The organism is uncultured Gimesia sp. (genome assembly GCF_937910335.1).
Lineage (GTDB): Bacteria > Planctomycetota > Planctomycetia > Planctomycetales > Planctomycetaceae > Gimesia.
In genome coordinates this window covers 1-21,751 of sequence record NZ_CALEMX010000505.1, presented here as the reverse complement: position 1 = coordinate 21,751, position 21,751 = coordinate 1, and the positions used below count along the sequence as shown (strand labels likewise).

Genomic DNA, 21,751 nt, shown 5'->3' with positions numbered 1-21,751 from the left:
CAACTCGCGCACTTCAAGAAACGCCTGCATATCCTCCTGGCGAAAAGCCCTGAGTCTCCAGCCGCGGCGAGGAATATGATCCAGAATTCCGGTACCCGCCAGACGATTCAAAATGATCCGCAGTGAAGAACGACTCATCTTATATTTTTGAGCCGTCACTTCCTCACGAATATCTACAGGCTCACCTTTTAGGCTTAGCTGCACAAAATCGTTTGTGATGACTTCAAACATATCTGCTGGAGGTTCCGGTAAATCAGACTTCTTGCCCCGCTTGAGTGGTTTGATTTGATCCGTACTGATCTCTAATCTGCGATTGGAGCCCCTCTGCAACAACCCTTCATCAACCAGCTCGGCGAGCGCAATTCGAACGGGAGAAAAGCTGACTTGATAATGTGACGCCATCGATTCCAATGTCAGTTGAGCAGGCAATTCCTGGCCGCTCCGCAAACGCACTTCTAAATCATTTTTTATATAGTTTTTAAGTGACATAAATAGATACTGCGATTTTAATTCAGGAAGGCAACGGAATCTGTTCCAGGATGCTGCGAAATGAATTGTCAGCCTGTATCTCAGTTTACAGTTCTGTACAGTCGCTTTAAAGCCTGGCTCACTCGAATTGAAGGAAAGCAATGCCCCCTGCGACGGAATCAAATGCTTTTCATTCCAGGAAAGTACTGTTCCTGATTAACAAATCAGCCCCTTTGATCCAATGGAGGAACTAGAAGCCTGATTTGCTGGACTTGATTTGATCGGCTTTCGATTTTCCGGTTAAACACCTAATTCATTCCAGGGACCAGTAATAGCAAAGGTCACGCCGGGATCCTGAATATTGACAAACAACCATTTGCCATCGGGACTGAAACAGGCGCCCGCCCATTCCCCTCCACTGAAATCGCCTTCCAGGTCGTTATACTGCCCCTTTTTCAGTTGAATGTTATTGATGGCAACCGTTTGCAGTTGTCCTTTTCGACTGAGCGCATGTAACCGCAGCGGTTTCAGGTCGGCGTCTTCGCAAAGAATCAAACCTCCGCGCGGGCTCACCGTCAAATTGTCCGGGCTATCAAGGATATCGTGACCAGGTGATTGAAAAACAAGCTGCAAAATCTGATCTTTAGGAGAGAATGCCCAGACTTGTCCCAATCCCGCTTCGCCACCATTTGTGCAATTGAAATAAACCAGCCCATCGCCGAACCAGCAACCTTCCAGACGCCCAAACGTCGTCGCCCCTTTTTCCTTTCCTTGAGAATATACGCCAAGCCCATCTTCTTTACCCGGAGTATTGCGTCGTACCGGATCTTCAATATCAACCCAGTCTGCATCATATCGGACACCGCGTTTCGCTCCGGTCCTCAAGTCGTGCTGACCTTTTATCTTGAGCATTTGCAGACTTCCCCCCTTCGAGAGAACCTCACGCTCAAAAGGCAAAAACCGGTAGAAACCGGCTGTATCACGGTCTTCGGTTTCGTAGATGATTCCATCCCGCGGATCAATGGCCAACGCTTCATGCACAAAACGCCCCAAAGCTTCCAGAGGCTGTAACGAAGCAGCCCCCTCTGAGGGAACTTCGAAAACCCACCCATGATGTTTTTCATGTGGATAATGGATATCGCGAAAACTTTCATTGGGGCCAATGACGGTCTCCTCGCACGACAACCACGTTCCCCAGGGTGTTGGTCCGCCGGCACAGTTCTGCACGGTTCCTGAAAGACTGGTCCAGCTTTTCAACCATTTACCAACATTGATATCAAACTGAAGATTGGCACAACCTCCGCCTGCTTTGCGGTCATAAGTGATCTCGTCAGGACCGAAGCTTTGGGAACCACGGATTTCATGATTGCGACAGAGAGTGATGATGTCCTCGTTCTGCGAAATCACAGCCATCCCATCATGCCCTTCAGGAGTGATCACTCCATCTGACATTTTATCTCCCACCCAACCGAATGACTGATATCGAAAACCTTCCCGTAACCGTAATAAGGGAAGCCCCGTCGTCTCATCCAGAACCGGCCTGAGTGCCGAATGGCTTTTTTGAATGCCATTCGCGGCCGCTGTCATCAGAAAACGGGAAAATACGGTTCCCACCGCGGGAGCGGTAATGGCAGCCTTTAAAAAACGTCGACGCGAGGAGGATGTTGTCACGGGGTGCTCTCTGTTATCAATGTCAGTAATGGTATTACCAGTTTTCGTTCATTGAAATGAATCAATTCATAAATTGAATTATTCGATAATACAGCGAATTGTTAAGATTTGATTAACAACGCATTAAGAATTCTAAATCTAACCTTCACTGATTCATGACATTAATGAGCCTGACTTGTAAACACATCTGGTTTTCGAAAAAAGCACTATTTTATTGCTTCTAAATCGAAATGTTTCAGCATCTATTATGGACAGCCTGTGCGCAGAATTTTTACCGAATATTTCACATAGAGAGGTGGAAATGATCGGGGCGTTACCACATGAGAAGCAGAATTAGCGAGATTTAGAGGGCAGAGAAAAGCCGGATTGCTTAATACGGGAAGGTTGTTCTTGTGGATCTTTGAGACCGGAACTCCCTTTCATGGCTCCGCTCACTCCCAGAATTTCCGGGTGACGAGCAATTTTATCACTGAAGATTCGCACGTCACGGGCAATCGGTTCCAGGTTATTTAACAGAACGGTTAAAGAACTGGCCGACCGTGACATGTTGCGATACAGTTCCGGATCAGACATGAATTTTTTCAGTGAACCATCTCCCTGATTCAAAGCACGCGTAAACGTATTCATTTCCGCCATAATCGAATCAAGGCGGGTTAAACTGCGATCCAGTTTGATAATCATGGATTGGCTATGCTTCGCCAGTGGATCAGTCACTTGCGAAAGGTTATCCAGGTTTTCACCTGCTTTTTTCACAGCCAATTCCACGGAGGAAATCGTGCGGTGTGTACTCTCAATCATCGCAGGCATGGCTGCGATCGTACGCTTCAGATGTTCCTGTTGCTTCGGATCACCCACCAGCTGATTGACACTTCCCATCATCGTATTCATTTTTCGCATTGCTTGTGAAAATTCCTCTAATGACGTCGCCGTCCGTTCGATGACTTCATCCAGATTGCCCTCTTTCGTTTCCACCAGTCGATTCATATTCCCAGCCAGTTTTTCCCACTCTTTACTGGTCGATGTAAAAGCCTCCAGAGTTTTCGAAACTTGCTGCTCCATTCGATAGACAATCTCCATCGGATCACTGGCCGGTCTGCCTACTAACCGTTCGCCTGCTTTAAGAAAATCAGAACTGACTCCGGGATCAATCACGATTTTCGAATCTCCCATGATCGAACTGACAATCTGAGGGCTTGCATCTTTACGCAAGTGTTGAGTCTCATTAATGGCAACCAGCAACAGTACACCCGGTTTACTATTACTGGTGATAATCTTGGTCACTTCACCAATGCGAATTCCATGACGGACTACAGGAGTGCCTTGATGGACTCCGGAAACGGATTCAAAACGCATGCTGACCACATACTTTTTCTTCCATAATGATTCCAGTTTCCCGAAGTGAAAAATCATCGCGGCTCCCGTGATCAATGCAGAAATCACGAACAGGCCGACTCGAAATTGTATTTGGCGATCCGTCATAAGAGCCTCAAATCGATCCCATCCTTGAGATCAAAGTTTCTAATTAATTTTAAAATGATTACAAAGCGGAATCTTCTATCATCCCGGTTCAACCAGTTTCTGCCATCTCACGAATCCGATCTCCGGCTTCACCATGCACAAACTGATGAACCCGTGGCGAAGACGACTGAAATGCCTCTTCTGCTGTCCCTTCAAAGACTATCTGGTCCTCGCCAGGTTTTAATCGAGATAGTGGATATAACATAATAATTCTGTCAGCAACTTTCTTAACAGTGCTCATATCATGTGTCACAACAATACTGGTTACCGGGCGACTGGCACGCGTCTGCAAAATTAATTCATTGATCACATCTGTCATCACTGGGTCGAGTCCCGTCGTTGGTTCATCGTATAACATCACTTCGGGCGTCATTGCCAATGCACGAGCCAGACCGACTCGTTTTTTCATACCGCCGGATAATTCTGCCGGCTTCTTCTGACTGATTGATTCAGAAAGACCGACTTCTCTCAATCGTTCAACCACAATCTGATCGATTTCCTGTTTTTTCAATTTTGTATTCTGCTTTAAACCAAAGGCAACATTTTCGTAAACAGACAGGCTGTCAAAAAGCGCCGCCCCCTGAAACAGATAGCCGATCCGAAGCCGATCTCGATGTAATTCACGTTTGCTACGATCTGAAACCAGGCGATCATGCCACAAGACATCTCCCTGCGTAGGCTGTAATAAATCCATGATCAACTTCATGGTTACACTTTTCCCGCAACCACTTTCTCCGATGATAACCAGGGTCTCACCACTGCGAACACCAAACGAAACATCACGCAACACCTGCTGTGATCCGAATTGACGCGAGATATTCCGCAATTCAATGACATACTTTTCGTTTGCATTGCGTGGATTCATAGTGACGTTATTTTGCCCTGTCAAAGAATTTTGTTGTTATCTGAGTACACCAGGATGAACAGATTGCATGAAGTGGTAGAAGTTGACGATGGAAACACCAAGCATGAAATCAAGAACCATGATTACAATAAAAGAATACACAAACGCTTCAGTTGCCGCCTTGCCTACTCCTTCAGCGCCTGCACCACAATGAAAGCCCCGGTGACAAGAGATTAATGAAATCGCTGCCCCAAAAAAGAAGCTCTTGAAAATCCCACCCAGCACATCATAAGCAAACACAAAGTTTTTCGAATGATGCCAATAATAAAACGAATCTACGCCCAAGATCTGTGTACTGAATAACCAGCCCCCTAAGATACCAATCGCATCCGCGATTACCGTAAGCAGTGGTATCAATAAACAGCAGGCCAGGAATCGAGGTACAACCAGATAGTGGATCGGGTTCGCACCCAACGCACGCAAAGCATCAATTTGTTCGGTAACCCGCATCGTCCCCAGCTCGGCTGACATCGAAGTTCCGACACGACCTGCTAACATGATGGCGGCCAGAACGGGGCCCAATTCTTCAACCAGTGAGATGGAAATCACAGCACCAATCTGGTTTTCCATGTGCATCATTTTGAATTGGTCAAATGACTGGACCGCCAGAACCATGCCGATAAATCCGCCGGTAATCAGAATCACAGGAATACTCTGAATGCCAATATGGTACATGGATGCCCAAAGCGTACTGCGCGGGGGCAGGCGTGTAATCATCCATCCCATCATTTCCCAGGCAAAGAGAAACAGGTCACCCATTAAACAAATTAGATTGATCACTCCACGCCCCAAACCATGAATAATGGTATCTCGGGGATACGAAGTTGATGCTGATGACATTACTTGTTTCCAGTTCAGACTTTGCAAATTTAACGATAGAACACTTTGAGGGGGCAGGTTAATGGATTTCCTGAATTGAATCGAGACCATTTCTAACGACAGGAGAATCTCTCTTTCGACCCAAATTACTCTATTTTTCCAATATGAGAGCCACATTTTATGAGTTGAGTCTTTTCTAAACAGGTGCACTACTGATAAAATGCTTTAAGATAAATGAAATTGATAACGCTTGATCTATCTCTAATGCCCATATTGATTTAGTGTATTAACTCAATAGAAGCTATGGAAAGAATCTAGGTCTGACGTGATGTACTTTCAATTTTGACATCAATCTCTAAGAACGAAAGAGAAAGTAAGGATAGGTAAAATGAGATATTTTTCAGTCGCGCTGATTTCCACAATTTCACTCTCAATGTTGTCTTTCACCTCCGCAGCAGACAAAAAAACAGACCCCGCTATTGAACAGGCAAAATCGAAAATTCGTGCCGCCGGTGGCTCTGTACTTGAGTTGGCACAGAACGATGATCGACTTGAGGTTGCCTTTCATCTCTCTGATCAAAAAATCACAGATGAGACATTGAAAACACTTGCCGGTCTTACGAAAGTCACGGCTCTCAACCTGCGTGGAACTGATGTCACCTCCGCTGGCCTGGCACAGCTTAAAGGCCTCAAAGGTCTGACACATCTTCACCTGGAAAAGACCAAAGTAAACGATGAAGGACTCAAACAACTGAAGGAACTACCTAACCTCATCTATTTGAATGTCTATGGAACCGGAATTACCAATGCCGGGTTAGCTCACCTGAGTTCATTGAAAAAATTAAAACGACTTTATGTCTGGGAAACAAAAGTAACTCGACCAGCAGGATTAGCGTTTGCAAAACAAATGAAAGGGCTGGAAATCATCGGGTTGCCTCCAGAACCCAAGCCACCAGAAGCAAAAAAACCGGTAACACCAAAACCGGCTCCCAAGAAACCAGCCGCTAAGAAACCTGCAGTGAAGAAACCTGCAGTGAAAAAACCACCTGCTAAGAAAGCAGAAAAGAAGCCTGCGAAAAAACCGGCAGCGAAGAAAGAAACACCAAAGAAAACGGAGAAAAAGAAATAGTGTTTCTTTGAATCTAATGCGATCCATTTCAAGCAGGGCTGGCTCAGCCCTGCTTTTTTTTGCAATAATTTCTACAAGAGCGATCAAACACTGATTTAAAATGAATCGCACAAAACGTTCCAGCTTATATTCTGGTTACACAAAAAAAGTACTGAGAACTGAAACCTATATGATTTTTAGCTTGTCTCTATTTAGAAAAATCACATCCATTTTACAAATGAGACCCCATGACGAAGAACAAAGACATTCCCTGGCCCCTTAACAATAACACTTCTCTCATCAATTTGATTTCAGAAATTTCGGGAGAGAGTAAAAATCAGGTTTCCCGCAACCTGCTCCAAGAAGAAAAATGCCTTGGATGGAATGTTCGAAAAGACCTGCTTTCTCACGAGTTAACGCCTCATGTATGGAATGAAGGCTTACTTAACTTCTATTCGAAAACGAACTCTTTTTTGTATGAAACCTCAGTCTGGAATCGAAGACCACTCAAACAAAAAATGAGAGAGTGGATTTGCAATTATCTTGCTACAAGTTCCCCTCAACCTCTCAAAATCTTATCTTTTGGTGATGGGCTTGGATTTGACAGCCTGCATTGGGCAAAAGCCAAACATCAAGTCACTTATTTTGAGGTATCGGAAGAATGCTTTTCATATGCAAAACAAGTCTTTTCAAACAATGATGAGCATCAAATTAATATGATCACATCAGAGGGCGAAATCGATTCAGGTTCATTTGATGCTGTGATATGCCTTGATGTTCTTGAACATGTTCCCGATCCGACAAACATTTTACATAAGTTCACAAAATGGCTGAAAAAAGATGGCATCCTCATTACCCACTCTCCTTTTTTCCTTGTCCATCCGTATTATTCGACACACTTACAATCAAATAAAAAGCTAAGCGGGGATTGCAATATCTATACAAACCTTGGATTGCAACCTATTAAAAGTCGTTTATTCTGGGACCCGATTATTCTAAAAAATACTCTCGATCAATCGACCAAGCAGAAAATTCCATTCACAACCAGACTCGGCGGGAATTTACTTGCGAAAGGCCGCGGGCGATTGGGAAACATCCACAGTATGCTTGCAAGATACATGTCTCGTGGAGAATCTCACTGGGCAAAAGATCTATCAAACATGCTTGATTGCGATCCTTAAACGATTGAGGATTTCACTACTTCTAATTCTTCAACGATTTCTCCAGAATGTTGAAAAGGTTCATAATGTTCAATTTGAACTTGAAAAGGTGAAACTGCATTATAAATCACACCACGCCATAGAATATTGCGTGTTCGCATCGCAGCAAATAAGGCCGCACAATACACAAACAGTGTCAGCCAAAGCACGCTGAACGTCGAGAAAGGAAGACGTTTTAATTCCTCTCCCCGCGCACGAACCAACTGACGAATCAGCGAATCAATCCTACAGACGATCGACACAATACTTGTGCTCACAAATAATAATACTACCGCAATCATCCCAGCACCGAATAAGTTTCCCTGAACCATATACAGAGGAAGTAAGACCATAAGTGTAAACTGAGCAATCGTGGAAAATAATCCCAAACCAGCAATAAACCACCAGTGTGAATGATAGAAACGCACATTCATCAACTGCCGTGTGATAAAATGAAAACATGATTTCAAGGATGTAGATTCTTCATTAACCATCGTAGCAGAAGGTACAAATACCAGTTCCAGGTTCAAATTGGATACCAGCTTTTTTAAATAGGTATCTTCCCACATCATCGTTGACCAGGATTCATGCAGGAGTGGATTTTGAAAAACCTGCCTACTCATGGCAATCGAGCCTCCCCACGCGATATCCATTGCCATCATTTGAATCACTGCAGCCGCGTTCCACATATAGCGGACCAAGGTACCTGCATTGGAATGCCGGGGCGCATACCATCTGATTCCTGAAGCAACGCCGACCTTTTTATCTTGTAAAGGCTTAATTAACTCTTGCAACCATGTGCGGTGAGGAATCACATCGGCATCTAACCAGGCAATTACTTCGACTTCATCATCGAGGTCTTGCAGCCCCTGAATCAGAGAAGCATTTTTCAAACCACAGATTCCGGTCCGACTTTCCAGTACATTCACCTGGCAATGCGGGTGGTTATGTTTAAGTAAGTACTGATTAACAATTTTTAATACCGGATCATCTGCATGGTCAACAATGATTTTCACATCGTATTTCAGATAATCTTGATTTAATAACCCGTTCAGGCAATCCACCAGAAAAGGATCATTTCCTCTAAGAGGCAAGATTACCGCGACGATCGGATGATAGTCAGAATCATCTTCATGAAATCGATTGCCTTTATATAATTTGATACATCCCAGCCCCCAATAAAGATACATCACAGCAAAAAATAGCATGAAGCCGCTACACACAATTGATAATAAAAACATTCTCAATCAGCCCCGTTGAAATTCGTATTCAGCACTAAATATTATCAGTTAAGTAGAACGAGTCCACTTTTCCTGAAGATAAGATACGATCTGATCAATGACAACTCAATAAATAGGGAAGAAACAGATCTGTATCTTATCGTTTATTCGTTGGTAATACTTTTCCCTCATCCCAACATCTGCATAGGTCAATCAGGATTCAGTTCTACTAGCAGGTTAATGGATAAACCATCTATGAAGAGCACTTATAGATATCAAGTTTTGTGATTGAATTCGAATGGCACACATTGCAGCCTGTTACTCAAACCTAAAACTGTTTTATTGCAGGCAAGCTTATTCGAGAGGAAATAATCATTGTCGTGAACAAGCACAACATTCCTTGATTTTTCAGGATTCAAGGAACTTCAGTGGGGACTTACTCTTGCTGATTATCCTACCTACAGCATTTAATCTTTGCAAGAATGAACTCTTTCATATTCATGTCGATAACATTTATAGTGTTTTACCCCTGACTCCATGAAATCAGAGCCACTCACAATCCGTAGAACCCAGATTAATTGAGTAATCCCCCTGCTCTGAAAGGCAGTTCAGAGCCTTTCCAAATGAGACGTTTCTCTTTTTAAACGGGATCATACTGAGACACGCGAGAAGCTCCAACAATTCGAGGACTTGAATCTTGAATGAATTCGTCACAACCGTAACATCCCAGCTTTGTTATTTGTTGGCCTTATCAACCTTCACTAGTTACAATAATATCGAACCTGGGTAAATAAGCCTCGGCTCTATAGATGCTTCTCTTAGAGCAAGCAATTTCTTCATGTTGAATTTGGTGATGCCTGCGTCAAATCTGCAGAAATTTCAGGAGCGATTATTAAGGAGTTCGGGCCGTTGGAAATTACCTATCAGCAGGAAATACTTGCGCCGATCGATGTCGTTTTCAGTTTTCTCAACGATGATGAAAAAATGAAACTCTGGATGGAAGGTCTGGAATCGATCGAATATCCCAAAGGTAAGGATCTTGACAATCCAGAGGGGACCGAATTTATCCATACCCTCAGAGAGGGCGGACAGTTACAGCAGTATGCAGGTTCCGTCACCCAATATCAGGCTCCCACACTGATTGCAGTCGAATTACATAATTCCGCTTTTCGAATCAATGTAACCTACGAGTTGACTGCCATCGGTCGCAAAACACAATTAGATTACCATTGTGAAATGATATTCGCTTCTCTTTTCCATCGATTTATGGGATTTCTGTTCGGCTGGTTTACTAACCGTATTTTAAAATCTCAGATGAAAAATCTCAGACTGCTTTCTGAGCAGGAAGCAGTCCGGCGCCCCACACTGGAAGAATGAACCTATTTCTTCTTTTTCGCCTTCTCTTTAGCGAGCTCAAAAGGAGCTTTGGGGGCCATGCTGTAAAGACGAGCTGTCTTGTCGTAGCAGGCAATGCACATCCGCAAACCATCCGGATGAAAATCCAGATCATAAGGAACGCTCTTCACTTTTTGAGAGAAGTAGGGCTTCTGTTCTCCCAGTTTCCAGAACCAGATCATGCCGGATGAATTCCCACCCGCTGCTGCGATAAAATCATTCTCCGGATGAAACCGAACTCCCCAACACGTTCCTTTAAAATTATCACTGGGAGTCATAATTGCCAACTGCTTTCCAGTTTCCCAATCAAACAAAATAACCGTCGGCACTCCGATACCAGCGAACGCATTCGAAACTTGTCCAATTCCACTAATCGCGAAATATTTTCCATCGCGACTGATATCCATACCACGCACACCACCAATATGACCATGAAATGTTGGGTCGTATTTGTAAATCGCACTCCCGTCAAATTTCCGCTTCGCTGTCCAGGTTTTCGTATCCCACTGCTTAAGATTCCCCCGCAAATCTCCAGAGAGAAGATAGCGACCACAGGGATGAAATTTGACGTTATAAATTTGATGCTCATGACCTTCCAAAGTCTGAATCAGCTTCGCTGTTTGAACAGACCAGATCTTAATCAGCCGATCATTACCGGCAGTCGCTACAAGCTTTCCATCCGGACTGACTGAAACGCCACGAACATATCCTTTATGAGCGGCTATTAAATGTTTTGGTTTCGGTTGAGCAGACGTTAAATCCCACCAGGCTATTTTCCCCTCATAGGCCCCCGTAATCATCAACGAACTGGAGCCATGCAAATCAAAGCGTCTAACCCAACTTTGATGTCCGGCCAATTGTGTATTGGCTGCACTGACAATATCCCAGCGATTAAAATTACTACCCTGCGCACCGGCTAGCAGATAGTTTCCACTCCCATCAATTTTGCAAGAATACAAAGGACGGCTATGTTGATAAGAGGCCACTTCTCTTAACAGCTTGGGGTCTGCTACAGGAGGCTTTTCCTGATACAGATTGACAAACTCTGTAAACTGACTTTCCTTTGTCTTGAATAATCCCAGTTGTTTCTTTTCTGAAGAAACCTGTTTTTTAATCGCTTCGAGCTGTGTTCGTTTTGCCTTCAGAGATTGTTCGATCTCTTTAATAAGTTCTTCACTCTTTACAATTTGCTGGGACAATACATCGACATCGGGTTGAGGCCTGGCAGCTTCTAGAACAATACCTGACTTCACTTTCAAATTCTTCTGCTTTGCTTTCGCGGCTTTAAGCTGCTTGAGTGCCTGCTGCGTCTTCTTAAGAGTGCCAGTGTCCGTCTTGATTTTTGATTTCGTTTCCTGAATCTTTTTTTGATCGCTTTCGATCTCGATATTGGCAACTTTAAACTTTTGTGAGACTTCCTTCACGACTGCAAATTGAGCGGCAGACTGCTTGATCGCTTTCTCTGCATCAAGTTGTGCAAATTTTAAAGCTGCAGGCAAGGGAGTAGGACCATGATCAAGAATCGGCTTCACCGCAAGTACAGGCAATTCGGGTGTCACAGGTTTGTCATTCGGTTTCTCTGCCAACAACCCAGTCAGCGTTGCAGATAATGCAAGCATTCCAGTCAGCAGGCAGACTCTCATCGAAATAACCGATCGTAGAAAACTCACGCTAGAATCTCCTTAATGGGTTCTGCTTTTGGATCTGCTTTCGCAATCGGCTGCCCATTCGGATAAAATTCCTCAGTAGAATCCAAACCAACAGCCTGATAATACGTGTGAAACAGATGACCTCCATTCACTTCACGATCTATGACCTTGGTACCAGTTTCATTCGTTTTCCCGGAAACAGCGCCTCCTTTAATGCCTGTACCTCCCAATGCAACGGACCAGGCAGTTCCCCAATGATCACGACCAATACGGGAATTGATTCGGGGAGTCCGTCCAAATTCACACATGCAGATAATCAATGTGTGTTCCAATAATCCTCGATCGTATAAGTCAGAAATGAATGTTGCAAAAGGCTTGTCAAATTCTCCCAGTTGTTCGATATGGAAGTTGAAGTTTTCGGAATGCGTGTCGTAATTGGTATGCCCCACTTTGACAAACGTCACTCCCTTTTCAATCAATTGTCGAGCCATCAGACAGTGGCGACCAAAATCATGCTTACCGTAACGCTCAACATCTTTATCTGAGAATTTACTGAAATCAAAAACATCACGCTTACTCATTAAAGCGGCAGCCTGATCAAACGATTCATTATAAACCTCCGTGTGAGCGGTTTTTCTTTTTTGTTCAAACCGCCGACTGATTTTACTGCGTAAATTTCTGCGTACCTTGTCACGGTCGGCCTGCATGGATGAGTGCAGTTCCAGGTTACTGGGTGCGCGACCACCCGATAAAACCAATGGAGCATGTCTCGGACCTAAAAATGTCGATTCTTTCGATGAACCTCCTGCCCCAACTGAAATATAACCAGGCAATGGACTATCTGGAGCAGACAGGTGACTCGAAAAACTAGATCCCAAATAGGGAAATGCAAAACCGGGCTGTTTTTTTCGGCCCGTTTGCATTATGTAGCCGCCTTTACCATGATCGTTCTCTTTGGTATTAATTCCACGCACCAGCGCCAGATGGTGCATCTGCTGCGCGGTATGAGGCAACAACTCACTGATTTGAACACCCGGGGCAGACGTAGAAATCGCTTGAAATGGCCCCCCGGTTTCAGCTCCCGGTTTTGGATCCCAAGTCTCTAACTGGCTCACACCACCAGATAACCAGAAAACAACAACTTGCTTTTGCTGTGAGGCTAGTTTTTTCGATGCCTGAACTTGAGTCATCCCGTTGAAGCCGAGCATACTCAACGCGCCAGCAGTGGTTCCGCCAATAAATGAGCGGCGTGACAGCCCTTCATGGGTTCCACAAGCATAATCACAACGCATGGTCTCCCCTTCCCTGATCTATGTTTTTTTCACAAAATGAAAACAACAATATTGTCAATGTTGATTCTAAAACGCATCCATTGAATTCAACGTGCCGTCGATACAATAAATTTGAATACAGGCTAATGGTTAAAACGGAATTCGGAAGACATCACCAAAGCCCAGACCAGATCACTTACCATCTGGGATCGTTCCACTCCTGCTTTGCCTTGAAGTAGCTTCGTTACTTCTTCTGTCTCGGTTTGATCGGGATGCCGATTTAATACACTCAGGTACAATTCCTCTGCAATCTTATCTGGTTGATCCACTGGCACTTTCAACACTCTGTCTGCCGTATTCCCGGAACTGGGCATTACAAGACCCTGAATTCCTCCGTCGTTAGACAAATAGAGTATTTGATCAGCCGTGGTTTCAAATCCTTCGACAGGCTTACCAGGTAAACCTCCAAATAAAGTAACAAACCGCTTTTCATATCCCAGCAGTTTTTTTCTTAAACTCTCTTCAGTTAGTTTTTTCTTCAGACTCTTGCGATGTATGTCAGCGTAACCAGTCGCCTGCAGTACCGCCCAGGAAAACTGTTCGGGAGTCAGCGGCTTCATAATCGCATGCGTAAACCGGGAATCATCAAGTTTCTCTGCACTTTTTTTGTTGAACAAGTCGTTGGCGCTGGATCTCTGATAAGTCTCACTTAATACGATTTCCCGTAAATACCACTTCAGGTCAAATTGATGGGATATCATTTGATCCGTAAGAATCTCTAAAAGTTGCGGATGCGAGGGAGGATTATCTGAATGGTCAGCGTCAAGTGGATGTACGATTCCACGCCCCAGCATCATAGCCCATAAACGATTAGCCATGGTTCGCGCAAAGCGGCGATTTTGAGGTGAAGTAATTGAAACTCCTAGCTGAGCACGTCTGCTATATTTGGGAATCGGCCTGACATCCTTCGCCGGTTTCACCTGATATTCCTCTCCTTTTTTGAATGCTGGCTCGGAAATTTTTGGACCATTGAAAACAACAGGCAGCGTCGTTTCTGCACCTTTTGATGTTTTATCTCGAACTTCAAATACTGATTCAAATTTGACTTCGCCTTCTGCTTTCTCTGCAAAAACAGTCTGCTTCTTCTTTTTATCAGTAAATACAAAACTGCGAATCAGAAATGCGGAAATTCCATAATAATGATCCTGCTTCCACTCATTCACATCGGGGTGATCATGACATTGCGCGCAGGTCAAGTCAGCGCCCAGAAATATTTTTCCGATGTCACGCGTCAACTCATTCACGTCTCCCGCACGCGCCAAATAAAAACGGGCCGCTGCCTGAGTTTCTTTATTGGAGCCATCCGCTGCAAAGATCTCTCTAACAATTTGATCCAGCGGCTTATTCTCGGCAACGGATTTCCGTAAGTATTCTTCCCAGGTGCTGACATTAATGTACTTCTTGCTTAGACGCCGCATTAATATCACATCTAATTGCTGTGATGTATATCTCGCATATTCAGGAGATGCTAAAAGCTGGTCTACCAGAATGGCCCGTTTATCAGATCGGCTGTCGTTTAAAAACTCTCGTGTCTTAGTAATCGATGGAGTGCGGCCTGTCAGATCGAGATAGACTCTTCTGAGAAATTCACCATCACTACTAATCGTAGACACAGACTTCGTCAGATCTTTGTACTCTGACTGAATCTGTTCATCTATAATTTTGTGGAGCGATTTGCCTGGCGCTGCTTTTGGTTTTTTCGCGACCAGTGGTGCTTCAGATAATTGAGGCGGCGCAGCAGATGCTATTTTCGGAGGAAGAGCGTTCAATAAGAATATGACCAGAAGTAAAACGCAAACGCGCATGTTTGTTCGAAACATGGGTCTCCTTTCTTCCGTTTTCTTCAATTTGGTCAGATAGTCAGGCTATCTGAGGCGGGACGTACCAAACATCAGGAAGGTACGCTGTGGGATGCCCTTGATACATAGGCGGGTGCTTATTTATCGTCTATTTTGCAGGCCTGCCTTCAGTCCGTCAAGTACAAACCGTAGTTCTTAACTGGGTTTAGGAAAACCACTCAAGAGATATCAGAGAAATGAGCTTTGCCAAAAACAACGATTTTGACAGTCAATCCAGACAAAAAATGTCTAGTTCGAAGCTGAAGAAAGATCGTAACAGGCGGCCTCTTCACTATTTCGAACAAAGAGTTTGCCTTGAGCCAATGCAGGATGATTCCAGGTTTGGCCCTCAATGGCCTGAAAAGAAGCCACTTGCACATACGATTCGGGATCTGCTTTCACAAGTTCAACCCGACCGTCCTCTGCCAGAATCAGTAGTTGATCCTCAACAAGAATCATTTGCCCATATCCGTATCGGCCTCTTTTCCAAGCCCGTTTACCAGTCTTCAGATCCAGGCAGGTCAGCACCCCTTCATCCAATCCATAGACAAATCCATCCCGCACCACAGCGGAATTAAACTTGAGCTTCAAACTCTTACTCTTCCAATCTGGAACAACTTCCAAATCGGTACCCGGTTCCGTGGTCTGTTTGACGGTAATGCGTGCAGAGCCACTTCCATAACCTGCACCCAGGAAAATTGAAGACATACCTACCACGATGGGTTGTGCCGCATTCACACCCGCATGATTGGTCCACGGAAAGAACCAAAGCGACTTGCCTTCCTCGGGAGCAAAACCTTCCAATCCCTTGGAATGAAAAATCAGTAATTGGGGCTGACCATTAATCACAGAAAGTTGGGGAGAACTGTAACTCGAATTGTGTTTCCCACTCTCCCACACCTTTTCACCGGTCCCGCTGTTGAACGCAATCGCAGTTTGATTTCTAGATGCGGAACCTTTCTTTTGAATACCTTGATTGACAATCACCAGATTTTCCCAGATCAACGGCGAACCCGACATACCCCATTGAAGATTTTCCAATCCCCCATTTACGAGCAGATCTTGACTCCAAACATCCTTACCACTCACTGCCTCAAAACAGTGAAGTATCCCACTCCCCCCTACGGTGTAAAGAAAACCCTCATGGAATGTGGGAGTCGCCCGCGGCCCCACTCCCCCCAGCGTTTCTGCGAAACGTACTTGATCCGTATAATTCCAGATTTGCTCACCAGTCAGCACATCGTAACTGACCACTGCCTCTTGTTCGCCTCGCTGCTCCTGCGTAAATGCACGGTCGCCAACAACACAAAAAGAACTCCAGCCGGCACCAACAGGATGCCTCCAGAGTAATTCGGGGGGATGCGCATCCCAGTCTGTTCTGATTTTTTGATTCCGGACAATTCCATCCCGGTCCGCTCCTCGATAAGCGGGCCAGTCACCAGGAGAAACTTCCAGAGTTTGACTTTTTATTTCGTTATCAGCTGCAGGCACGCTACTTTTGATCTGTTCAAAGTATTTTTCCGCTCGCTGTTCAGGCGTTGGTAAAAACCGAAAACGAAAACGAGGCACCATATCGCCTTCAAAACTTTCCACACGTAGCAAAGAAAAGAATAACACGAAAAACAGGACCGCCCCCAAAAGACCTTGAAATCGCATTTTCCAGGCTACACCGGAAATCAATAACCACCAGATCAACAATCCGACCACGATATTTCGGATTCCAAAATAGACGGCAAATACCTGATACGTTCTATCCGGTGCTAATCGAAACCACTGGAAGAATATCGCACCGATGCCCACGAGGAAAATTCCCAGACCCCATTTCCACCTCAGCTTCCGGACAGACTGTTTTCCGGATGCAGTGGGAACTGATTCCTGGACCTCACTGTTCTCCATCTCATTGACACCCATCTATTTGCCCCGACTTAATTCTTAAACAATTGAACATACGACTTAATGATATCTGAGGCAGGTGACATATCAGACTTCGCAACCAGAACCAGCGGTGCATACATTACGTGGAGAGATTTTGTGTATGGCTTGAATTTCATCTTGTCTTCTATCCAAATCAAAGGACCAGACATCAGAAAATACACAACAAAAAACGCAAAAAAACATATCACACTGGCTCCTGTTTTTTGCGCACGAGTAAGCTTTTCTGTTTCCACTAGTGCTGTCGTGTTGGAATCGTATGACATGGTCATTTTTTCCTCACCTTCAAATCGACGCGGGACCCTGCGTATATTACTCGATAAAAGGAAACCGCGTTTCAATAAAATTTCTTGCTCGATGAATTTTTACTGACTCACTTTTTTTTGAATGCAGGCAGCTGCAAGCCGGTTTCCCGGTCGAATTCATCAGGACGACGGCTCCGTGGTAGCCGATCATGCGTCTCTTCCTGCCACTGATCAAGAGCCATTCGCAATTCCTGCTCCACTTTGGTGTAGGCTTTCTGACCCGCCAGATTATGTAGTTCATGTGGATCGGCCTCAAGATCATAAAGCTCGACTTCAGGTCGAGGTGTCAAAAAACTACCTTTCTGATCGGTAGTCAGCTTATTCTCACCTCTCAATTGCAGCATTTTGACGAAGGTCTCACTGCGAACCGCGTCCGCAGGAGGTGTGCCGGGAATATCAGTGTAAAAGTTTCTGATATATTTGAACCGGGGAGAACGAACCGCACGCCCAAAATCTTCAAAGTCGTGCCAGTTATGTTCTGCAAAAATATGAGACCGGGTTTTACTACCCGGATTTTGCAACAGCGTCCTAAAACTTTTTCCCTGAAACGTTTCGCTCACAGGTAAACCCGCCAGTTCCAGAATCGTTGGAGCCAGATCGACAGAACTAATCAATGAATCACACACACTCCCCGCTTTTATCTGCCCAGGCCAGGCAATCAGACAGGGTGTTCTGATCCCACTATCATAAACGGTTGTTTTACAACGCGGAAACGGTCGACCGTTATCACTCACAAAAACAATCACCGTATTCGAAGCAGCATTCTGTTTTTTCAAAGCTTCGCGCACGCGCCCGACTACGAGATCTAATCTGGTAATCTCATCATAATACAGTGCCAGATCATTTCTGACTTCGAGTGTATCAGGCAGATAGGGAGGTACTATCACTTCCTCGACTTTATGCGGTCGTTCTATAATATTCCGTTGATAGGGCCGATGCGGATCAATAAAAGCAAACCACATGAAAAATGGTTTTTCCTTCGGTCTCTGCTCCAGAGTCGAAACCCATTCATTCAATTTTGTTGTGACATGATCAAACTTACTTTCAGTCGGCGTCCCCAGATGCCACTTGCCGGCCGAAGCAGTGTAGTATCCAGCTTCTTTTAATTTCTCAACAAAAGTAACCTGGCTTGCCGGCAGCGGAAGGTGTAGTTGATGTGCTCCGGTACTATGGGGATATCGACCTGTAATCATACTCGCTCGGCTGGGACTACATGAACTGCAAGTCAAAAAAGCACGATTGAATTTCATCCCGTCTTTAGACAGCTGATCCAAATTTGGCGTCTGAATTTTAGGATGGCCATAGGCACCACAATCATCCCACGCCATATCATCTGCAATGAAAACAATAAAATTCGGTTTCCCTGCAGAAGAACTTTCTGTCTGCGCGTTTCCGGTTTGAACATTCACAGCCAGAAATGTCAAAAGAAAAATTGCAAACAGAATCAATCGCATGGCTGTCTCTTCATCAACAAAAACGTAAAAGATTCAAGGTAAAAAACGAGCCCGTTCTTCCAGTGTTGGCATGCGACAAGTGGCATGTTTCTCAAATAGCCGATAACGCAAGCCCGCTATGATTCGGTAACCAAGATCGCGAATCGGTAATGGGATGATCCACAAAGTCCAACCACAAATATTCCAGGGAAAGCCCAATAGCCACAGTAATCTCACAATGGCTGCCGAACGCCGATAAAGATGTTTCCCATCCTCCGTTCGAAAAATTACCGTAGCGATATTGTGAATCTGATCCTCGCTCAAAAGTTGTTTTGCAGTCTCGCCCTGTAAAGGAGTATAGAGCAACCGCGAGTTCTTATCTCTCGCGATAGCAAAATCCACACTTGAGTTACATAAACCACAGACCCCATCAAAGAACAGTATCGGCTTTCTTAACGTAGACTTCTCTTCGTTGTGCTCTCCCGCGCTTTCTGCGGGGCAGACACTGCTCGAAGTCAACTCGGAAGCTGCTGCCTGATCAACGGACGTTGATTCGTTCATAACTCACTATCAAAACCTCGAAATACATTAAGAGAACCTGGATTCGATACCAAACGCACCAGTTACACCTAATATTATACGTAACAAGCATTTAACTCTAGCTGTTTTTTGACACTTTAATCGGATTCGCGTCAATTATCAGTATAAATTGGACAAGATCAGAAAGAAGCAATCGAGTCGAACATTTCCTTCTGTCGCTTACTGAATTCTTAGGCTAGAATAAGAATGATGACAAAATATAACCCCTTATTTGAGGGGTCAGTTTTGCCGTTTTTCCATCTGAGAGATTCATGCACACACACCAAACACATTCTAGTTCAAACTCGCAATGGTATCAGGGGGTTAGTGTTTCCACACTCTTCCATCTGATCATCCTTTGTGGATTGGCAATGATGGTGGACCATCGGGCTGAAATCACTCCCTCATCATCTGCCAATTCGATTCAAACACGGTGGGCACCCCCACATGAACGAAAGCAGCCTGTCTTGCTAGAATTGACGGCTGTTACAACGAGTAAAGAACACACTGCGAGTGCATCTGCTCTGACGAAGTTACCCCTGGTTCACAATCACAATTCCGCTCCCGACACGAAAAATCTCGCATCTATTCTAAACGGACCACTACTGCAAACAATACAAAATGAAGAGTCCCTCACAACAAAATATGCAGCAGACTACGTCGGTGCTTTATTAACCTCTTCCACAATTGGCCTATCCAGTTCCGGATCCGGAAATGGCATAGGGAACGGTGGCTTCTTTGGCCATAAACCCAAAGCCAGAAAAATTGTCTATGTCGTCGATTCATCAAAAAGCATGAATTTCCCACATGACAGTGTCGGTAAAACCAGATTAGGGCGTGTTAAAATAGAGCTAGCCAATGCGATTCTCTCGATGGATGAAAACCAGGAATTTTTCGTAATTTTCTTTAGCGATTTTGCAATACCTATGCCTGCCAGACAGCTTCAACCAGCAACTCCTCGATCAAAGAAAAAATTTCTTTCCTGGGTCGCCAAAGTACCTGGCCTCGGAACAACAGAACCGTTTCAGGCTTTGATGTTAGCTCTTCGTCTCCAGCCGGACACGATCTATTTCCTGACAGACGGGCAGTTCGACCCCTCCATCGTACGCGCTTTCAATAAGGCAGCCGGGAAAACCCAGCCCAACCGAAAGATCATCGTCAACGGCATCTGCCTGGGAAATCGTGAGGGCGAACAAGTGATTCGCGAACTGACAGAAAATAATTCTGGAAGTTATACCTTCATCCCCTAGCCATTCCTCATCGCCCCTCTTACATCACATTCATACACCATCTAATTCCCCCTCGCAAATTCTTAAGGTCTTACGAATTCTAAGTCTTTACAGCGAAATGCTTTTTGACATAGTATGCCCACTGCATTGTTCATCGCATTTTTCTCGTGACATTTTAAACGATTTTTCGCCTGTAGTGAATGAAGTGAAACCATAGAGTTTCTTTCAACTACCGTTGTGAATCTTGCCATACAGCAATAGTCTGATTCAACCTGGACTTTCTGACAATGGCATATTGATATCTGGATCTCCACAAAAATGAATTCCACTCTCTCCGAAGAATCAGATTCTCAAGCGAACGATGAACGAAAAGGATCATTAAATTCCTCGTCTTTTCTAGCGCTGTTGGGAACACAATTCCTGGGCGCGATGAATGACAATATGTTTCGCTGGTTTATCATTCCCATTGGCAAACCATTGATTGGCGATGCGGCGGCACTTTCACTCGGCTTGGCTTGCTTCACGATTCCCTATCTCCTGCTGGCCAGCGTCGCCGGTTATCTTGCTGATCGTTTCAGCAAACGCTCTGTAATCGTAGCTTGTAAGGTTGCTGAAGTCTTCATCATGGCTTTAGGAATCTGGGCCATCCAACTTGGTAACTTATACGTACTCTTTTTTATTGTGGCGTTGATGGGATGCCAGAGCGCCCTGTTTGGCCCTGCTAAATTTGGCAGTATACCGGAAATGTTACGCGATAATCGCCTTGCTAAAGGCAATGGTTTGATGGGCCTGATTACCGTCGTCTCTTCAGCACTCGGATTTATCGCTGGAAACTATTTATACCATATCACACAACCCGATCTTAAGGCGCCCGGATCATTTTCTGATATCAGCATCGCCGCAATGAGCTTAGTAGGCGTTGCAATAATCGGCACATTGGTCAGCCTGAAAATTCGAAAGTTGCATCCTGCAGCACCAGAGAGAGCCTTTCCTGTTAATCCAGCCAAAGAGACATGGCATCAATGGCAATTACTCCGTAGCAGCACTCCGTTGCTCAGGACCTCGCTCGGTGTGGCTTTTTTCTGGATGTTGGCTTCCATGGCACAAATGAATGTCGACACCTATGGAATACACGAACTGGGGCTCTCACAAA

The 21,751-nt window shown here is 44.7% G+C and carries 18 protein-coding genes; 5 read left to right on the top strand and 13 right to left on the bottom strand.

Annotated features, from left to right (window positions below; translation table 11 throughout):
* The 5 genes from Q0668_RS20740 to Q0668_RS20720 all read right to left on the bottom strand — a co-directional run.
* Nucleotides 1-489 (bottom strand): GntR family transcriptional regulator (locus Q0668_RS20740; protein WP_298868131.1); only part of this gene is annotated, 489 nt, incomplete at its 3' end.
* A gap of 279 nt (nt 490-768) precedes the next feature.
* Complete coding sequence (locus Q0668_RS20735) at nt 769-2,139, bottom strand: alkaline phosphatase PhoX (RefSeq protein ID WP_298868130.1); 1,371 nt, start codon at nt 2,137-2,139, stop codon at nt 769-771.
* A gap of 333 nt (nt 2,140-2,472) precedes the next feature.
* Nucleotides 2,473-3,618 (bottom strand): MlaD family protein, encoded by a 1,146-nt coding sequence (locus Q0668_RS20730; protein WP_298868128.1) that lies wholly within the window; start codon nt 3,616-3,618, stop codon nt 2,473-2,475.
* A gap of 88 nt (nt 3,619-3,706) precedes the next feature.
* Entirely contained in the window at nt 3,707-4,522 is an 816-nt protein-coding gene (locus Q0668_RS20725; protein ID WP_298868126.1) for an ATP-binding cassette domain-containing protein, read from the bottom strand.
* A gap of 36 nt (nt 4,523-4,558) precedes the next feature.
* Nucleotides 4,559-5,401, bottom strand: coding sequence for an ABC transporter permease (locus Q0668_RS20720; protein ID WP_298868124.1), 843 nt, complete (start codon nt 5,399-5,401; stop codon nt 4,559-4,561).
* Nucleotides 5,402-5,768: 367 nt separating this feature from the next.
* On the opposite strand from Q0668_RS20720, the gene Q0668_RS20715 reads away from it, so the two are divergent.
* Nucleotides 5,769-6,509, top strand: coding sequence for a hypothetical protein (locus tag Q0668_RS20715; protein WP_298868123.1), 741 nt, complete (start codon nt 5,769-5,771; stop codon nt 6,507-6,509).
* A 284-nt stretch (nt 6,510-6,793) separates the two neighbouring features.
* Complete coding sequence (locus Q0668_RS20710) at nt 6,794-7,669, top strand: methyltransferase domain-containing protein (protein WP_298868121.1); 876 nt, start codon at nt 6,794-6,796, stop codon at nt 7,667-7,669.
* Here the strand turns inward: Q0668_RS20710 and Q0668_RS20705 are convergent.
* On the bottom strand, nt 7,666-8,928 hold the full coding sequence (locus Q0668_RS20705) for a glycosyltransferase family 2 protein (RefSeq protein WP_298868120.1): 1,263 nt from the start codon (nt 8,926-8,928) through the stop codon (nt 7,666-7,668). The genes Q0668_RS20710 and Q0668_RS20705 overlap by 4 nt on opposite strands.
* 888 nt (nt 8,929-9,816) lie before the next feature.
* On the opposite strand from Q0668_RS20705, the gene Q0668_RS20700 reads away from it, so the two are divergent.
* Nucleotides 9,817-10,284, top strand: a complete 468-nt coding sequence (locus Q0668_RS20700; RefSeq protein ID WP_298868118.1) for an SRPBCC family protein — start codon at nt 9,817-9,819, stop codon at nt 10,282-10,284.
* A 2-nt stretch (nt 10,285-10,286) separates the two neighbouring features.
* Here the strand turns inward: Q0668_RS20700 and Q0668_RS20695 are convergent, their stop codons facing one another.
* The 7 genes from Q0668_RS20695 to Q0668_RS20665 form a co-directional block, all read right to left on the bottom strand.
* Nucleotides 10,287-11,972, bottom strand: a complete 1,686-nt coding sequence (locus Q0668_RS20695; protein WP_298868116.1) for a WD40 repeat domain-containing protein — start codon at nt 11,970-11,972, stop codon at nt 10,287-10,289.
* Nucleotides 11,969-13,243 (bottom strand): DUF1501 domain-containing protein, encoded by a 1,275-nt coding sequence (locus tag Q0668_RS20690; protein ID WP_298868114.1) that lies wholly within the window; start codon nt 13,241-13,243, stop codon nt 11,969-11,971. Before Q0668_RS20690 ends, Q0668_RS20695 begins: the two co-directional genes overlap by 4 nt.
* Nucleotides 13,244-13,365: 122 nt before the next feature.
* A complete protein-coding gene (locus Q0668_RS20685) occupies nt 13,366-15,102 on the bottom strand; it encodes a DUF1549 domain-containing protein (RefSeq protein WP_298868112.1) in 1,737 nt (578 codons plus the stop codon).
* 267 nt (nt 15,103-15,369) lie between these two features.
* Nucleotides 15,370-17,031 carry a PQQ-binding-like beta-propeller repeat protein gene (locus Q0668_RS20680; protein WP_298868110.1) on the bottom strand — a complete coding sequence of 554 codons (1,662 nt, stop codon included), beginning with the start codon at nt 17,029-17,031 and terminating at the stop codon, nt 15,370-15,372.
* A 14-nt stretch (nt 17,032-17,045) separates the two neighbouring features.
* Nucleotides 17,046-17,318: a hypothetical protein gene (locus tag Q0668_RS20675; RefSeq protein WP_298868108.1), complete on the bottom strand. Its 273-nt coding sequence runs from the start codon at nt 17,316-17,318 to the stop codon at nt 17,046-17,048.
* A 107-nt stretch (nt 17,319-17,425) separates the two neighbouring features.
* Nucleotides 17,426-18,811, bottom strand: a complete 1,386-nt coding sequence (locus tag Q0668_RS20670; RefSeq protein WP_298868106.1) for a sulfatase — start codon at nt 18,809-18,811, stop codon at nt 17,426-17,428.
* A gap of 33 nt (nt 18,812-18,844) precedes the next feature.
* Nucleotides 18,845-19,351 carry a DCC1-like thiol-disulfide oxidoreductase family protein gene (locus tag Q0668_RS20665; RefSeq protein WP_298868105.1) on the bottom strand — a complete coding sequence of 169 codons (507 nt, stop codon included), beginning with the start codon at nt 19,349-19,351 and terminating at the stop codon, nt 18,845-18,847.
* 290 nt (nt 19,352-19,641) lie between these two features.
* Between Q0668_RS20665 and Q0668_RS20660 the strand changes: the two genes are divergently transcribed.
* Together Q0668_RS20660 and Q0668_RS20655 are read left to right on the top strand one after the other, a co-directional pair.
* Nucleotides 19,642-20,619, top strand: coding sequence for a vWA domain-containing protein (locus tag Q0668_RS20660; RefSeq protein WP_298868103.1), 978 nt, complete (start codon nt 19,642-19,644; stop codon nt 20,617-20,619).
* A gap of 297 nt (nt 20,620-20,916) precedes the next feature.
* On the top strand, nt 20,917-21,751 hold an 835-nt coding region (locus Q0668_RS20655), incomplete at its 3' end, for an MFS transporter (RefSeq protein WP_298868101.1).

What these genes read in the sequence shown, in the direction of transcription:
- Q0668_RS20660 (WP_298868103.1), top strand. Translation starts at nt 19,642, where the DNA reads ATGCACACACACCAAACACATTCTAGTTCAAACTCGCAATGGTATCAG.
- Q0668_RS20690 (WP_298868114.1), bottom strand. Translation starts at nt 13,243, where the DNA reads ATGCGTTGTGATTATGCTTGTGGAACCCATGAAGGGCTGTCACGCCGC.
- Q0668_RS20665 (WP_298868105.1), bottom strand. Translation starts at nt 19,351, where the DNA reads ATGAACGAATCAACGTCCGTTGATCAGGCAGCAGCTTCCGAGTTGACT.
- Q0668_RS20715 (WP_298868123.1), top strand. Translation starts at nt 5,769, where the DNA reads ATGAGATATTTTTCAGTCGCGCTGATTTCCACAATTTCACTCTCAATG.
- Q0668_RS20680 (WP_298868110.1), bottom strand. Translation starts at nt 17,031, where the DNA reads ATGGGTGTCAATGAGATGGAGAACAGTGAGGTCCAGGAATCAGTTCCC.
- Q0668_RS20685 (WP_298868112.1), bottom strand. Translation starts at nt 15,102, where the DNA reads ATGTTTCGAACAAACATGCGCGTTTGCGTTTTACTTCTGGTCATATTC.
- Q0668_RS20705 (WP_298868120.1), bottom strand. Translation starts at nt 8,928, where the DNA reads ATGTTTTTATTATCAATTGTGTGTAGCGGCTTCATGCTATTTTTTGCT.
- Q0668_RS20725 (WP_298868126.1), bottom strand. Translation starts at nt 4,522, where the DNA reads ATGAATCCACGCAATGCAAACGAAAAGTATGTCATTGAATTGCGGAAT.
- Q0668_RS20720 (WP_298868124.1), bottom strand. Translation starts at nt 5,401, where the DNA reads ATGTCATCAGCATCAACTTCGTATCCCCGAGATACCATTATTCATGGT.
- Q0668_RS20670 (WP_298868106.1), bottom strand. Translation starts at nt 18,811, where the DNA reads ATGCGATTGATTCTGTTTGCAATTTTTCTTTTGACATTTCTGGCTGTG.
- Q0668_RS20675 (WP_298868108.1), bottom strand. Translation starts at nt 17,318, where the DNA reads ATGTCATACGATTCCAACACGACAGCACTAGTGGAAACAGAAAAGCTT.
- Q0668_RS20730 (WP_298868128.1), bottom strand. Translation starts at nt 3,618, where the DNA reads ATGACGGATCGCCAAATACAATTTCGAGTCGGCCTGTTCGTGATTTCT.